The sequence below is a fragment of the Plantibacter sp. VKM Ac-2880 genome (assembly GCF_015351235.1).
In the GTDB taxonomy this organism is placed as follows: Bacteria; Actinomycetota; Actinomycetes; order Actinomycetales; family Microbacteriaceae; genus Plantibacter.
In genome coordinates this window covers 521,440-536,249 of the sequence record NZ_JADKSJ010000002.1, presented here as the reverse complement: position 1 = coordinate 536,249, position 14,810 = coordinate 521,440, and the positions used below count along the sequence as shown (strand labels likewise).

General features: G+C 69.5%; 13 protein-coding genes. 4 read left to right on the top strand and 9 right to left on the bottom strand.

What is annotated here, in order from left to right:
• Positions 1–77: 77 nt before the first annotated feature.
• The 7 genes from ITJ57_RS14610 to ITJ57_RS14580 form a co-directional block, all read right to left on the bottom strand.
• On the bottom strand, positions 78–1,538 hold the full coding sequence (locus ITJ57_RS14610; protein WP_194670803.1) for a glycoside hydrolase family 32 protein: 1,461 nt from the start codon (positions 1,536–1,538) through the stop codon (positions 78–80).
• A gap of 10 nt (positions 1,539–1,548) precedes the next feature.
• Positions 1,549–2,589, bottom strand: coding sequence for a LacI family DNA-binding transcriptional regulator (locus tag ITJ57_RS14605; protein ID WP_194670802.1), 1,041 nt, complete (start codon positions 2,587–2,589; stop codon positions 1,549–1,551).
• Positions 2,586–3,500, bottom strand: a complete 915-nt coding sequence (locus tag ITJ57_RS14600; RefSeq protein WP_194670801.1) for a carbohydrate ABC transporter permease — start codon at positions 3,498–3,500, stop codon at positions 2,586–2,588. The genes ITJ57_RS14605 and ITJ57_RS14600 overlap by 4 nt, the downstream gene beginning before the upstream one ends.
• A complete protein-coding gene (locus ITJ57_RS14595) occupies positions 3,497–4,378 on the bottom strand; it encodes a carbohydrate ABC transporter permease (RefSeq protein ID WP_194671472.1) in 882 nt (293 codons plus the stop codon). The genes ITJ57_RS14600 and ITJ57_RS14595 overlap by 4 nt, the downstream gene beginning before the upstream one ends.
• 70 nt (positions 4,379–4,448) lie before the next feature.
• Positions 4,449–5,783 (bottom strand): ABC transporter substrate-binding protein, encoded by a 1,335-nt coding sequence (locus tag ITJ57_RS14590; RefSeq protein WP_194671471.1) that lies wholly within the window; start codon positions 5,781–5,783, stop codon positions 4,449–4,451.
• A 127-nt stretch (positions 5,784–5,910) separates the two neighbouring features.
• Complete coding sequence (locus tag ITJ57_RS14585) at positions 5,911–7,404, bottom strand: glycoside hydrolase family 32 protein (protein ID WP_194670800.1); 1,494 nt, start codon at positions 7,402–7,404, stop codon at positions 5,911–5,913.
• 143 nt (positions 7,405–7,547) lie between these two features.
• Positions 7,548–8,243 (bottom strand): HAD family hydrolase, encoded by a 696-nt coding sequence (locus ITJ57_RS14580; protein WP_194670799.1) that lies wholly within the window; start codon positions 8,241–8,243, stop codon positions 7,548–7,550.
• A gap of 97 nt (positions 8,244–8,340) precedes the next feature.
• Between ITJ57_RS14580 and ITJ57_RS14575 the strand changes: the two genes are divergently transcribed.
• The 3 genes from ITJ57_RS14575 to ITJ57_RS14565 all read left to right on the top strand — a co-directional run bounded on the left by ITJ57_RS14575 (position 8,341) and on the right by ITJ57_RS14565 (position 10,740).
• Positions 8,341–8,616 (top strand): hypothetical protein, encoded by a 276-nt coding sequence (locus tag ITJ57_RS14575; protein ID WP_056781457.1) that lies wholly within the window; start codon positions 8,341–8,343, stop codon positions 8,614–8,616.
• Positions 8,617–8,688: 72 nt separating this feature from the next.
• Entirely contained in the window at positions 8,689–9,702 is a 1,014-nt protein-coding gene (locus ITJ57_RS14570) for a squalene cyclase (RefSeq protein ID WP_194670798.1), read from the top strand.
• A 78-nt stretch (positions 9,703–9,780) separates the two neighbouring features.
• On the top strand, positions 9,781–10,740 hold the full coding sequence (locus ITJ57_RS14565; RefSeq protein WP_194670797.1) for an intradiol ring-cleavage dioxygenase: 960 nt from the start codon (positions 9,781–9,783) through the stop codon (positions 10,738–10,740).
• A 92-nt stretch (positions 10,741–10,832) separates the two neighbouring features.
• On the opposite strand, the gene ITJ57_RS14560 is transcribed toward ITJ57_RS14565, so the two are convergent.
• A complete protein-coding gene (locus ITJ57_RS14560; RefSeq protein ID WP_194670796.1) occupies positions 10,833–12,416 on the bottom strand; it encodes an MFS transporter in 1,584 nt (527 codons plus the stop codon).
• Positions 12,417–12,652: 236 nt separating this feature from the next.
• Between ITJ57_RS14560 and mmuM the strand changes: the two genes are divergently transcribed.
• Positions 12,653–13,555: a homocysteine S-methyltransferase gene (mmuM, locus tag ITJ57_RS14555; RefSeq protein WP_194670795.1), complete on the top strand. Its 903-nt coding sequence runs from the start codon at positions 12,653–12,655 to the stop codon at positions 13,553–13,555.
• Here the strand turns inward: mmuM and ITJ57_RS14550 are convergent, their stop codons facing one another.
• Positions 13,556–14,713: an ROK family protein gene (locus ITJ57_RS14550; protein WP_370582425.1), complete on the bottom strand. Its 1,158-nt coding sequence runs from the start codon at positions 14,711–14,713 to the stop codon at positions 13,556–13,558.
• Positions 14,714–14,810: the final 97 nt, after the last annotated feature.

Genomic DNA, 14,810 nt, shown 5'->3' with positions numbered 1-14,810 from the left:
GTTCCTTTCGTCGGTGCTGCGGGCGCGCCGAAGGCACCCGTGGCGGGATGGAGCTGGATCGTGCGGGTGGAGGGGGGTCAGGCAAACGCGTGCGCCTGATCGACGACGGACGCCCGGTCGAGCACGGATGCCCGGTGGAGGACGGCGACGGTCACCGAGACGGGGCTGGCGCGTTCGCTCGCGAGGGTGAGCCGGGGTCGTCCGCTCCCGAGGAGGACGAGGTCGGAGACGGTGGCGAGACCACCGTCGACGAACAGCTCGAGCAGTGGGCCGTCGAGGCTGAGGAGGAGCCGGCCCGGCCGGTCGCCGGCGAGCGGGACGATGCTCGTGGAGGCGAAGTCGGGGTGCACCGTGTCCATGGCGCCGCCCGACCGGGTGACGGAGAGTGTCGCCGCCGCCGGATCGTGGACGATGGCGACCTCACCGTCGGTGTCAGCCGTCAGCCGGAGCCGCAGCTCGCCCGTCACCGACGGATCCCAGCCCAGCTCGACCACGCCAAAGCCGTCGAGCGCCAGGTCGACGGCGACGGCGGACAGGGCGACGGTCGTCGGGTCGATCGCGGCCAGCCGTTCCGTCACGAAGGCCGGCGGCTCCTGCACGAGTCGCGGCTCGCCGTCGACGGTGGTCAGCGAGAGCCGTCTGGGGAGCGACATCGCACCCCGCCACGGCGAGGCGGGGAGGTCGGCGGCGTAGCGCCAGTTGCCCATCCAGCCGAGGATGACCGCTTCGCCGCCTGGAGCGCTGTCGAAGCCGACCGCCGCGTAGAAGTCCCGGCCGTGGTCGAGCCGCCGCAACTCGGACCGCTCAGGGGTGAACGCCGTGCCGTCGAAGTCGCCGACGAGGTAGCTCATCGACGATCCGTCCGGGTCCTGCGCGTCACCGACCGGATTGGTGCTGAGGAGCAGCACCCACCGGGTCTCCTCCGGGCGACCGTCGACGGCGAGCGGGATGAGGTCGGGGCACTCCCACACGACGCCGGTGGGACCGACCGGACCGAAGGTGCTGACGTGCTCCCAGGCGCGGAGGTCGGCGGAGGAGTACACGAGGACCTGCCGCTCCACGGCTTCCACGGTGAGCATGATCCATCGGAAGCCGTCGGCGTCCTCGTATCGGATGATCTTCGGGTCGCGGAACGCGTGCGAACCGCGGTCGATGATCGGGTTGGCCGGGTCGCGCTGCCAGGTCAATCCGTCATCGTCGCTGGTCGCGCGGGACTGCGCCTGCCGGCCGTCCGCGGACACGCTCGTGTAATACGCCGTGAGCGGTCCGTCGGGCCCCGCGGCGACCGCGGATCCCGAGTACACCTGTTCCTCGGCGGTGAACCGCAGGGCGACGGGGAGCTCGTCCCAGTGCTGCAGGTCGACGCTCGTCGCATGACCCCAGCTCATGTTGCCCCAGTCGCTGCCCTCCGGGTTGTACTGGAAGAACGCGTGCCAGCGCCCACGGTGGAAGACCAACCCGTTCGGGTCGTTCATCCAGTTGCGCTCCGGTGTCAGGTGGAAGCCGGGCCTCGGGAGGATGTTCGGTTCGTCGTGCATGGCCGCGCCCTCAGACGGAGTGCCGCGGGACGGCCGGGCAGGCGATGAGCTGCGGCCCGGTGGACGGCGTGGCGTCGAGGCCGAGCAGCCGACGGACACCGGCCGCTCCGAGCTCGTAGTGGGGGAGGGCGACCGTCGACAGCGGCGGCCGGAGATGGGCGGCGATCACGTCCTGGTTGTCGAACCCCATGACCGCCATGTCGTCGGGGATCCGCAGTCCGCGTTCCCGCAGCCCGTCGTAGAGCCCCATGGCCACGCGGTCGTTGTGGCAGAACACCGCGGTGGCGCCCGAGTCGACGACCTCGGCGGTCGCCGCGTACCCGCCCTCCTGCTCCGGTGAGGCCGGGAAGACGAGGGCGTCGTCGAACGCGACCCCCGCGGCCTGCAGCGCCGCGCGGTATCCGGCGAGCCGTCCGGTCTGTGCCGGTGAGGGCGTCGTGGTGTTGACGAACGCGATCCGCCGGTGGCCGGCCGCGAGCAGCGCCTCGGTCGCGGTCCGTCCGCCCTGCTCCTCGTCGGGGACGACGGCCGGGAGCCCGCTGCCCTGGGCGAAGCAGTCGACGAGCACGGTGTCGGTCTGGAGGAGCGCCTCCGGCACGGTGATCTCGTGGTGGAACCAGGTCGAGTACAGGATCCCGCGGACCTGGTGCTCCAGCATCATCGCGATCGCCTCGTCCTCGGCGGCCGTGTTGCCGTCGGTGTTGGCCACGAGGAGGACGTAGCCGTGACGCCACGCCTCGTCCTGGGCGCCGTGGATGATCTGGCCGGCGAACGGGGTCGTCGCGATCGCGTCGGCGACGAGGCCGATGAAGCGGGAGTGCCCCTGGGACAGCGTCTTCGCGAGGGCGTTCGGCCGGTAGCCGAGCTCGGCCACCGCCTCGTGCACCCGGCGCTTGGCGTCCTCGCCGATCCGCGACCCCGGCTTGTCGTTGACGACGTGCGAGACCGTCGCGACGGAGACACCGGCAGCCTTCGCGACGTCGCGCATCGTGATGCCCGAGGTGTTCTTCGGGTGGTCTGCGCCGGGCTTCGGCTGGTCGGTGCTGCTCATCCCTTGGTCGCTCCGCTCTCGAGGCCGCTGATCATCGCTTTGTTCAACACGAGGAACACCAGCAGCAACGGTGTGACCGTGACGCAGACGGCGGCGAACGTCGCCGTCCAATCAGTGTTCCCCATCGCCCCGATGTAGTTCTGCAGGCCGAGCGGGATGGTCTTCAATCCGTCCGAGAGCACGAAGGTGTTCGCGAAGATGAAGTCGTTCCAGATGAAGATGCTGTTGACGAGCACGACCGTGATGATCGTGTTGACCGAGAGCGGGAACGTGATCTGGCCGAAGATCCGGTACGGGCCCGCCCCGTCGAGCGACGCTGCCTCGTACATCTCCCTCGGGATGTACTCGTAGAAGGAGGAGAACAGGTAGACCGCCATCGGCAGGGCGAACGCCGCCAGCGGGATGATCATCGACAGGTGGGTGTCGAGTAGGCCGACCTGCGAGTAGTCGATGAACAGGGGGACGAGCGCGATCTGCACGGGCACGATGATGCCGAGCAGGAACAGGCCGCGGACGAGCCCGCTGAACCGGAAGCCGAGGACCTGGAGCGCGTACGCCGCCATCATGCCGGCGATGACGATCAGGGCACTCGACCCGAGCGTGACGATCAGGCTGTTGACGATGTTCAGCCCGAGGTTGCCGGTCGAGAACGCCCGCGCATAGTTGTCGAGGGTCCACTCGGACGGCAGCGCGAAGGGGTTGCCGCCGGCGAAGTCCGCCGCCGTCCGGAAACTCGTGAGCAGCAACCAGACGAGTGGGTAGACCTGGACGAGCACGATCGCGACGACGGTCACGGTGAGGATCGTCCGCTGCGCCCGCACGCGTGGGGTGTGCCGCGGTTTCCGCTTCGGTGCCGGTGCCGCCGCGGGCGCGACGCGTTCGGTCGGCCGGGCGGGGAGGGTGGCGGTCATGACTTGTCCTTCCGTCGGAGCAGCAGGAAGATGAGGCCCACGGCGACGAGGCATTCGACGACGATGAACATGGAGATCGCGCTGGCGTAGCCGTAGTCGGTGTGGACGAACGCCGTCTTGTACATGTACGTGGTCAGCAGCTCGGACGACTGACCGGGCCCGCCGTTCGTCAGCAGGTACGGGATGTCGAAGCCGCGGAGGGCGAAGGTCGTCGCCATGACCGTCGTCGTGATCCACACCGGCCGGATGTAGGGGAAGCGGATCCGCCAGAAGATCTGCCACCAGGACGCGCCGTCCAGCCGCGCGGCCTCCTCGAGGTCGCGCGGCACGGCCATGAGGGCGGCGTAGATGATGAGCATGTACAGCCCGGTGAAGCGCCAGCCCTCCGGGATCGACACGGCCGCGAGGACGGTCTGCACGTTGGACAGCCAGGCCGTCTGGAGGTCACCGAGACCGATCCACGCGAGCAGCTGGTTGATCAGCCCGACCGGTTCCAGCGCGTACAGCCGCTGGAACAGGATGGCGATCGCGACCGTCGAGATGACCGCCGGCAGGAGGTAGAGCGTCTTGACGAGCTCGCGAGCCCGGGGGAGGGCGGTGAGTAGTCCGGCGACGAGGAGCGCCCCTCCGAGCTGGAGCACCAGGCAGATGGCGAGGTAGCCGAGCGCGTTGCCGAACGAGGTCCAGAAGACGTCGTCACGGGTGAGCATCTTGACGTAGTTGTCGAGTCCGACGAACGCCATGTCGGTGATGCCGTCCCACGAGAAGAGGCTGAGGAACAGCGACTGCACGATCGGCAGGAGCACGGCGATGCCGTAGAGGACGAGCGGCGGCACCAGGAACACGAGCACCGACAGCGTCGACCGGCGGGGCAGCATGGACGTGGACATCGGCTTCCGCCGCCGCGGTGGGCGGGCCGGTGCCGCGCCCACCGCGGTCTGGGTGAGCTCAGTCATCGACGTTCTCCGTCAGGGCGGCGTCCATGGTCGCGATGAACTCGTCCGGCGTGATGTCGCCCTGCACGAGCAGGGTCAGTTCCTGCTGGAGTCGGGTGTTCGTGGCCGGGTCGAGCTGGGTGTCCCAAGGCATGGCGATCGCCGGTCCGACGCCGTCGGCCTGCGCCACGGAGCTCGCGTACAGTTCGGTCGCGCTCGCGGGGACGGTCGTCTGCGCGGAGGTCGTCGGCGACAGTGCGCCCGTCGCGGCGTAGAGGTCCGGGTACCGCTCGAGGGCGAAGGCGAGGAAGTCGCGGACGAGCGGGTCGTACGTCTTCGCGTTCACCGCCATGCCGATGCCGGAGGGGGTCACGTACTCGTTGTCGGCGGTGACGGCGTTGTCGATGGTCGGCAGGGTGAAGGTGCCGACCGCGTCACGGACGCCGGGGTCGAGCGCATCCGTCGCGAGGTTCGAGAGCTCCCACGTGCCGATGTTGTAGACCGCTGCCTTGCCCGAGGTGAAGAGCGCTTGGGCGTCCGCGTAGCCGGTCGAGGAGAAGCCCTCCTGGAAGCAGCCGGCCTGCCCGAGGTCGTACAGCCACTCGGCCGCGGCCTTCCCGGCGGGGTCGGAGAAGGAGGCCTTGCCGGCCTTCAGATCCTGGATGTACTCGGGACCCGCCATCCGGAACGGGTAGTAGGCCATGTAGCGTTCGAGCGGCCACTGGTCTTGACCGTCGAGCGCGATCGGGGTGACGCCCTTGGCGCGGAGCGCCTTGCACATGGCGGGGAAGTCGTCGAGCGTGGCCGGGACGGTGACACCGGCGTCCGCGAGGAGGGAACGGTTGTACCAGAAGAACTCCAGCTGGAACTCGAACGGCACCATGTACAGCGAGCCGTCGTCGAACCGCTGGTAGTTGAGCGCCGCCTCGCGGTAGGAGTCGGCGAGACCGAGGTCCTCGAGGAGCAGGTCGACGTCGACCATCCGGCCCTGCTTCGCGAGCTTCTGGGCGAACGGAGTCGCGTCGGTGTCGAAGAGCTCGGGGAGTTTGTTCGCGGCCGCGAGGGTCTCGTACTTCTGGATGTAGGACGGGCGGTCGGGCGTGGTGATGAGGTTGAGCGAGAAGCCGGGGTGGTCCTTCGCGTACTCGTCGGCGATCTGCTCCATCGCGGTGATCACGCCGCCGTCGGCCGGGCGGGAGAGCAGCCAGGAGATCTCGCGGGGGACGATGTCGCCTTTCGGGTCGACGTCGGTCGGGTCCGTGGCGCTCGATCCGCCGGCGCAGCCGGAGAGGGCGAGCGCTGACGCGGCGACGAGGGACACGAAGGCGGTGCTGCGGGTGCGGCGCATGGTGCGTGTGCGTGCGGTGGTTGGCATGGTCGGAATCTCCGTTGATCGATCACAGGTGGGTGCGGGTGTGCGGGTGTGCGGGGCGGTGCAGCTGGGCGGTGCAGGAGGGCGGAGCGTGGTGTCGGGATCAGGACGCGGTGCTGGTGGCGAGTCGGCGCGATGTCGCGCGGTCGTCGTCGAGGTCGGCGTCACGACGTTCCAAGAGGGTGCACTCCTCGACGGTGACGGTCCCTTCGCCGACGAAGACGCCGATGCGCCCGGTCGGCCGGTCGTAGAGGCGCGTGCTGAGGACGACCGTGTCGTCGACGGTGGCGACGCAGAGGTCGCCGTCGACGATCACCTCGAGCTCGTGCCGTCCGGGGGCGAGGTGGCAGGGGCGTTCGAGTTCGACGGCGAACGGGACGTCCCCCGAGATCTGCCACTGCTCCGTGCCGGTGCTGGAGCGCGGCCAGCGGTCGAAGACGAGGCGGTCGCGCTTCGGCTCCAGGCGGAGGACGTAGCCCTCGTCGCCGTCGGCGCTCGCACGGAGGAGGACGCCGCACTCGGTCGTGCCGGGGGCGATGTCGAACCGGGTGACGAGTCGGAAGGAATCCGGTGCGTCGGCCGCCGACAGGGTGTCGGCATAGCCGTCAGGAGCGCTGAGCACCGTGCCCGAGGGGACGACGGTGTCGTTCGGCTCCCCGGTGGGTGCGAAGGTGTCACGCAATTCGGTCGGCGGATGGAAGGCGAGGGTGCCGTCGGTACGCTGCTCGGCTTCCAGGACCGACATGGTGCCGGCCCACTGCCAGGCACCCGCATCCCGGGCTCCGTCGCGGGAGGCGATCCAGCCGAAGAAGAACCGGCGTCCGTCGCGGGCGGCGGATTTCGCCGCGTAGTAGGCGCGACCGTCGAGCGTGTCGTGCTCGGGGACGAGCCAGGGGCCGTGCAGCGTGCGGGACATCCGGTACCGCGTCGTGAACGATTCGCTGAACTCGGAGTACACGAGGTACCACCAGTCGCCCCACTGGAAGACTTCGGGGCACTCGTGGGCGATGTAGCGGCGGGGGTTCCAGAACGGCTCGACGGGTTCCCAGGTGGAGAGGTCGGTGGAGGTGCACTGGGCGATCACGCCTCGGCGGCGCTCGGGCCCGTCGGCGTGGCGGGCGGTGATGAGCATCCGCCAGAGCGCGGCGTCCTCGTCCCAGAACACGAACGGGTCGCGCCAGTCGGCGGTCTCGTACCCGGCGGTGGCGCCGAAGGTATCGGCCTCGAGGCGGTCCCAGGTGCGCATGCCGTCGGTGCTGATGGCGTGCATGACGAGCTGGAGTGCCTGGCCGTCCGCCCCGAGGTGGTCAGGGTTGTGGCCGGTGTAGAAGACGTGATGGGTGCCGTCCTCGGCGAGGACGACGCTGCCGGTGTAGACGTTGAAGTCGGATGCCGTCGGGCCGCCGGAGGGCAGGGCCACCCCCTCGTCGTGGAAGTCGACCAGGTTCTCGGTCGTGGCGAGGTGCCAGGGCATCCCGATCTTCGGCACGCGACGCGACTCGTGCAGGTAGAGCAGGTGGAAGACACCGTCCTCTTGCCACGGGATGACGTCTCCGACCCATGCGCCGTTCGGCTGGTGGAACCCTCGTTGGTTCATGACGTCCTCTGCGGTGAGTGGTTAATCGGTTACGCAGTTACCGTAGCGGGACCTCAAGAGGGTGGTCAAGCGGTTAAGCAAAGTTAAGCAACTCGCCCTCGACGAGCCCTGCTCCGGAGGTCGCGAAGTCGTTCGACGTCGGCTTATCTGGCGGGCTCGACGCCGGCGCGAAGTTCGCCCAGGACGACGTCCGCAATCCCTGTCACGTGTGTCGCGTAGCGGTCGACGAGTAGCCCGCGCATGCCGGCCGACCGGGCGCCGTCGACGTCGTGCGCCTGATGGTCGCCGACGAACAGACACTCCTCTGGCGCAACACCCAACCGTGTAGCGAGGATGGCGAACGCCTGGGGATCCGGTTTCTGCACGCCGAGGTGTTCGGAGATGCACACCGTGTCGAGCCCGTCGAACAGATCGGTCCGGTGCAGCTTGTCGAGTTGCTGTGCCCGTGCTCCGTTCGTGAGGAGGCCGACACGGTAGCCGCTGGCACGCAGGCGGTCGATCAGCGCTCGGCTGTCCGGAAATGCGCGCCATGACTGTCGGTAGGCCTGGAGATAACGGTCGAACAGCGCGTCCAGCCCGGCATCGTCCGTCGGCAGCGTGATGCCCAGTGCTGGCAGTGCCGCCCGCAGTCGCTGTCGCCGCTGTTCCTCGAACCCGATCTCCCCGGAGCGCCACCGTTCGAACTGGATGTCCTCGGCAGTGAACCAGGACTCGAGGGCTCCTGGCGACGGCTCGACGCCCAGCGATCGGAGGAAGTGGTGCACCCCGTCGCGGGCGGAGCCGCGGTGGTCGAACAGGGTGCCGTCGAGGTCGAAGCCGACTGCCCGAAGCGTGCGCACCTGCCAACGGTAACGACATCCGTCCCGGCCGCCAAGTGCCGACGCGCCGCGCGCATCTCAGCTTGCCTCGTGGGAGATTCGAACGTATGTTCGATACATGACCCGCCCTCGTCCGATCCGACTCGACCACAACACGTGGCTCGTCATGCGGAACGACCCGGTCATCCCGAAGGCGGTCATCGAACGACGGCGCGACCGGTCGGGGTCCGACGCCTACTTCGTCATCGCGTGGGACATCGATCCGACGAAACGCGTGCTCATGAGCGTGCAACCCAGCCTCGAACAGGCCGACGCGCTCGTCCGCTACGACGTCCTCCGCACCTCGTCCGATCGCGACGGCCCACCGAACGGCCTCAAAGCCACCCCGCGTTGACGGTCCGATCCGACGCCCGGCGCGGCCGACACCACCCTGTCGGCCGCGCCGCGCGAGGAGTAGCGTTCCCGCATGGCGATCGACGCGAAGCTGCTCGACTGGATGCTCGACTCCGACCCGGCCCTCCGCTGGCAGGTCGAACGAGACCTCGCGGGGGCGCCGCCCGAGGTGTGGGAGGCGACTCGGGCGAGCATCCCCTCCACCGGGTTCGGCGCGGCACTCCTCGCTCATCAGGACCCGGACGGGCAGTGGGCGGGCGGCGCGTTCTTCCCGGCCGGCTTCTTCGACAGCCCCGAGGTCGAACAACCCGGCCAGCCCTGGGTCGCGACCACCTGGGCGCTGCACGACCTCCGAGAGTGGGGTGTCGACGCCGCAGCCCTCACCGACACAGCATCACGCCTGGCGGCCAACAGTCGCTGGGATTACGACGACCTGCCCTACTGGAGCGGCGAGGTCGACGTCTGCATCAACGCGTTCACCCTCGCGAGCGGCGCCTGGCTCGGCGTGGACGTGACCCAGCTGGCCGCCTGGTTCACCACCCACCGCCTCGACGACGGCGGCTGGAACTGCGAGGCGGAGGAGGGTGACTCCGTCCGTTCCTCCTTCCACTCCACCCTCAACGCCGTCCACGGACTCCTCGCGTACGAGACGATCACCGGTGACACGAGCGTGCGCGAAACCCGCCACGGCGGCGAGGAGTACCTCCTGTCACGGCAGCTGCTCAATCGGGCGACCACCGGCGAGCGGGTCGGCGGTTTCGTCGAGCACTTCGTCTACCCGAACCGCTATCGCTACAGCGCCCTCGTCGCCCTCGACCACTTCCGTGCCGTGTCCATCGCCGAGGGGACCCCGTCGGACCCTCGACTCGCGGACGCCGTCGAACTCGTCCACCGTGCACGGCAAGCCGACGGCACCTGGCTGCAGGGGGCGCGTCTGCCCGGTCGGGTCTGGTTCGACGTCGACGTGCCCGAGGGGGAGCCGTCACGCTGGCTGACCCTCATCGGTTCCCGGGTGCTCGCCTGGTGGGATGAAGCCGGCTCGGCAACCGCCCAGCAGACCCATGGACGAGGGATGGACGGCTCATAGGAAGCCCATAGCCTCCGCGCCGAGGCTCGTCCCACGACCGATCGAGACCACCGATCGCAGACGACGGCGAGGCGCACCATGAGCGGGATCCCGGAACCCGAGACCACCCCGGACGGCCCGGCTTACGAGGGCCGCCTGCTGGACCGCGCCGACGAGGAGGTCGTCGACCAGGGTGTCGCGTTCGACCTCGGAACCCTCGTCAGCCGGCGCACGATCCTGAGCCTCGTGGGCGCCGGGGTCGGGGCCGTCGCGCTCGCCGCCTGCTCCACCGGGGCGTCCGGCAGCAGCAGCACGAGCACCGGTGCCGCGAGTTCGGGCACGAGCACCGCGAGCGCGACCGGCGACCTCCCCGCCGGCGAGGTCCCCGACGAGACCGCGGGCCCCTACCCGGGCGACGGCTCGAACGGCGCCGACGTGCTGGAGGAGTCCGGCATCGTCCGCAGCGACATCCGGTCGAGTATCGGGTCCGGCACCACCGCGAGCGGGGTCCCCATGGCCCTCTCGCTCACCATCCTCGACATGGCGAACGGTGACGCCCCGTTCGCCGACGTCGCCGTGTACGTCTGGCACTGCGACGCGTCGGGCGGCTACTCGATGTACTCCGACGGGATCGAGGACGAGACCTACCTCCGCGGCGTCCAGGTCGCCGACAGCTCGGGGACCGTCTCGTACACCTCGATCTTCCCGGCCTGCTACTCGGGCCGGTGGCCGCACATCCATTTCGAGGTGTATCCCACGGTGAACGACATCTCCGACTCGGCGAACGCCATCGCGACCTCCCAGGTCGCCCTCCCGCAGGCGGCGTGCGACACCGTCTACGCGTCGTCCGGCTACGACGGGTCGAGCGCGAACCTCGCCCAGGTGAGCCTCGACGCCGACAACGTCTTCGGCGACGACGGCGGTGCCCTGCAGCTCGCGACGGTGACGGGCGACGCGACCTCCGGGTACCAGGTGGCGCTCACCGTCCGGGTGGACACCACGACGACCCCGACCGCCGGTGCGGGTGGTCGTGGAGGGACGCCGCCGAGCTCGCGATGACCCGGGGCACCACAGGTTCCCATAGCGCACGACATGACGAAGCGGGGCGGATGCGCACTGCGCACCCGCCCCGCTCGTCGTCGCCGAACCCGCTAGCCGGCGGGCGTCGTGACGCGCCCGTCCTGGCCGTCCGCCGCAGGGGACGAACCGGCGGGCGGCAGGATGTCGAGCGGCATCGTGTGGGTGTCGATGAGCGGGTTGTCGTCCTGCCCCTTCACGAGTTCCACCGCCTCGGCCTTCGTCTCGACGGTCGGCACCGAGCCGATCAGCGGACGACGAGCCGTCTCCCGCATGGTGAGCACACCGACGCCGGCGACCGCGGCGAAGAACATGATGTAGAACGCCGGCATGAAGGTGTTGCCCGTCAGCTGGATGAGGAACTCGCTGAACAGCGGCGTCGTCCCGCCGAACAAGGAGACCGACAGGTTGTACGCGATCGCCATGGCACCGAAGCGGGACGCCGTCGGGAAGAACGCCGGCAGCGAGGCTGCGGACGGTCCGGCCCACAGGGCGACGGGGGCGGCGACCATGAACAGCGCGATGAAGATCGCCCAGATCTCGCCGATCTGCATGACCGCGAACGCCGGCACCATGAGCACGAGGGTCGCACCGACGGCCATGAGGTACACCGGCTTGCGGCCGACCTTGTCGGACAGGCGGCCGACGAGCGGCAGGCAGGCGGACATGATGAGCAGCACCGGGATGGTGGCCACCGCGGCCGTCAGGTTGGAGACGCCGACGTCCTTCTCGAGGTAGGTCGGCATGTAGCTCGTGAGGGCGTACCCGGCGGTGTTCGTCGCGGCGACGATCGCCATCGCGATGAGGATCTGCCGCCAGAAGTGACGGAAGATCCCGAAGATCCCCTGACGGGCCATCGGGTCGGCGTGCTCCGCCTCGATCCCACCGGCGGTCTCGGCGACCTCGTAGGCCGGGGTCTCGGGGATCTTGAGGCGGAACCACACCGCGACGGCACCGAGCGGCAGGGCGATGAGGAACGGGACGCGCCAACCGAACTCGGTCATGGCGTCCGGCCCGGCGAGGCCCTCCGCGATCAGGGTGGTGAGGGCGACGGTTCCGGCACCGGCCGCGAAGCCGACGTACGAGCCGACGTCGAGCCAGGACGCCCAGAAGCCACGGCGGCGGTCAGGGGAGAACTCGGCGACGTAGGTGGAGGCGCCGGCGTACTCACCACCGGTCGAGAAGCCCTGGATCATCTTGAGCAGGTAGAGCGGCGCGATGGCCCACAGACCGATCTGCGCGGCCGTCGGCAGCACACCGATGAGCGCGGTGGCCGCAGCCATCATCGACATCGTGAGGAAGAGGATCTTCTTCCGGCCGATCTTGTCGCCGAGCGGCCCGAGCACCAGGCCACCGAGCGGACGGACGAGGAACGACACGGCGAAGCCGAACAGGGTGACGAGGATGCCGGCTTCAGGCGGCAGACCCTCGGTGAAGACGACGGTCATGGTGACGGCGAGGTAGCCGTAGATGCCGAAGTCGAACCACTCCATGAAGTTGCCGACCACGGTGCCCGAGATGGCGGTGCGGATGCGCGACCGCTTCACGACGAGGACGTCGTCGACGCGGAGGCGCCTGGTCTTGCGGGCCGGCTTCCGGCCGGGTTTCGGTGCGGGGGTTGCGGGGGACGATGATGCAGTGTTGTCGGTGGAGTTCACAAGCAGTACTCGTTTCCTGACAGTCGTGTTGAATCATTCGGCACTCGCGGAATCGCTCAGTGCCCGAGAAATGCCGGAGGATCGCCATGCTGCACTGGCACGGAGCTCGGGGGAGCTGCACGTCGGGTGGCGGTTCGTTCGGGTGCGAACGCGTCCTCTCGGCTCTGGACGGGTATAGACAATACCAGGTGTTCAGTGCCACCCCTCCCGGCGGCGGTGGGGGCACAATGGGCTGCATGGACCTGAGGCAGCGCTCGTGGACGATCGACGGCGGTCTCGGGACGCTCCTCGAGGCGCGCGGTCACGACCTCTCCGACGCGCTCTGGAGTGCGCGGTTGCTCGTCGACGAGCCAGCCGCGATTCAAGGCGCTCACCAGGAGTTCTTCACCGCCGGTGCGCAGATCGCGATCACCGCCTCGTACCAGGTCGGTTTCGAGGCGTTCGAGCGCATCGGCTTCACCGCCTCGGACACGGAACGGCTCCTGCGGTCGAGCGTGGATCTCGCGTGTCGGGCACGCGACACGCGGACACCGTCGGACGGCTCGGACCGCCTCCTCGTCGCGGCCTCCGTCGGCCCGTACGGTGCGACCCTCGGTGACGGCTCCGAATACCGGGGCGACAGCGGCCTCACGCGAGTGGAACTGCGCCGGTGGCACGAACGGAGAGTGACGGTCCTCGCCGACGCCGGACCGGATCTGCTGGCCCTCGAGACCATCCCGTCCCTCGATGAGGCGACGGCGCTCGCCGAGCTCGTGCGCGGCTCCGGGGTGCCGGCGTGGTTGTCGTTCACGGTCGAGGGCGGCCGCCTGCGGTCCGGTGAGCCGATGGAGGAGGGCTTCCGGGTGGTCGACGACATCGACGAGTTCCAGGCCGTCGGGGTCAACTGCACGCACCCTGACGAGGTCCTCCCGGCGATCGTGGCGGCGCGTTCGGTCACGGACAAGGCGGTCGTGGTCTATCCCAACTCCGGCGAGCGGTGGGACGGTCGTGCCAGGGTGTGGCGGGGCGAGTCGGGTACCGCGCAGGTGGAGGCCTGGACCGCTGCCGGCGCGACCATCGTCGGCGGGTGCTGTCGGGTCATGCCGCAGCGGATCGCCGAGATCCGTGCCAGCGTCGACGCGCCGGGTGCACCACGCTGACTAGAAGTGCAGCACGGAGCGGATGGCGAGCACGGCCCCGGCCCGCGCCCACTCGGTGAACTCGAACGGCTGGATGTCGAGCGGGACCGGGTGCTCGCTCGGCAGTCGCACGTCCTCGATCGAACGGTCGATGCTCGCGCCCGCCAGTTCGACCACGGCGAGTCCTTCGCCGGTGAGGACGATCTTCTCCGGGTCGAGCCCGTTGAGGATGGTGCCGATGAGCACGCCGAGCGCGCGGCCGGCGTCGTCGAACGCCCGTTGTGCGGCCGGGTCTCCGCCCCGCGCGAGTTCGACGGCGCCCGCGTAGTCGAGGCCGTCGACGCCGACGGCCTCCACGATCGCCTCGCTCGGGAGGTAGGCGCTCGCGCAGCCCCGATGCCCCTGGCCGCAGCTGGGGCCGGTGGAGTCGACGATGAGGTGGTCGAGCCGTCCGGCGCGGCCATGGTGGCCGGTCACGACGACGCCGTCGACCACGAGCCCCGAACCGATGCCGGCACCCACCGTCACGACGGCGAGGGAGTCGCAGCCGGCCCCGGCCCCGAACCAGTGTTCGGCGGCGGTGAGGGCACGCACGTCGTTGTCGGCGGTGACCGGGATGCCGAGGCGTGCGCTGAGGAGTTCGGCGAGCGCGACGTCCTGCCACTGCAGGAAGAAGGAGACCACGACGATCTGCCGCCCGTCGACGCGGGCGAAGTCGCCGGCGAGACAGACGCCGGCCGCGTGGATGTCGTCGAACTCCTCGGCGAACCGGGCGTGGATCGCCACCAGTTGGTCGATCGTGTCCTCGACGGAGGTCGAGATCAGCGGCTCCTCGACCGAGGCGACGATCTGCGCACCGAGGTCGGTGACGACCGCGAAGACCGCGTCGCCGGTGAGCTTGATCCCGAGGAAGTGGTGGGCGTCGTGGCGGACGACGAGCAGCTCGCTCGGTCGGCCCATGGCGCCGCGCAGGGCGACCTCGCCCTCGGAGATCATCGAGTGCTCCATGAGGACCCTGGTGGCGCGGGTGAGGCTCGCCCGGGAGACACCGAGCCGCCGGGCGATCTCGGCGCGGGGGAGCGGACCGTGAATGAGGAGTTCGCGCAGGGCGCCGCGTTCGGCGTCCGGGAGGTACGGCCAGGAGGGCGTGTCCGGTGCGGTGACGTGGGGGTCCGTCACGGGTCCTCGCTTCCTCATCGATGCCGACATCGGGAGCCTATCGTTCTGGCCGCGCTTGACGGACTTTCTAAACTTAGGTAATAAAGTAGCAGATGGG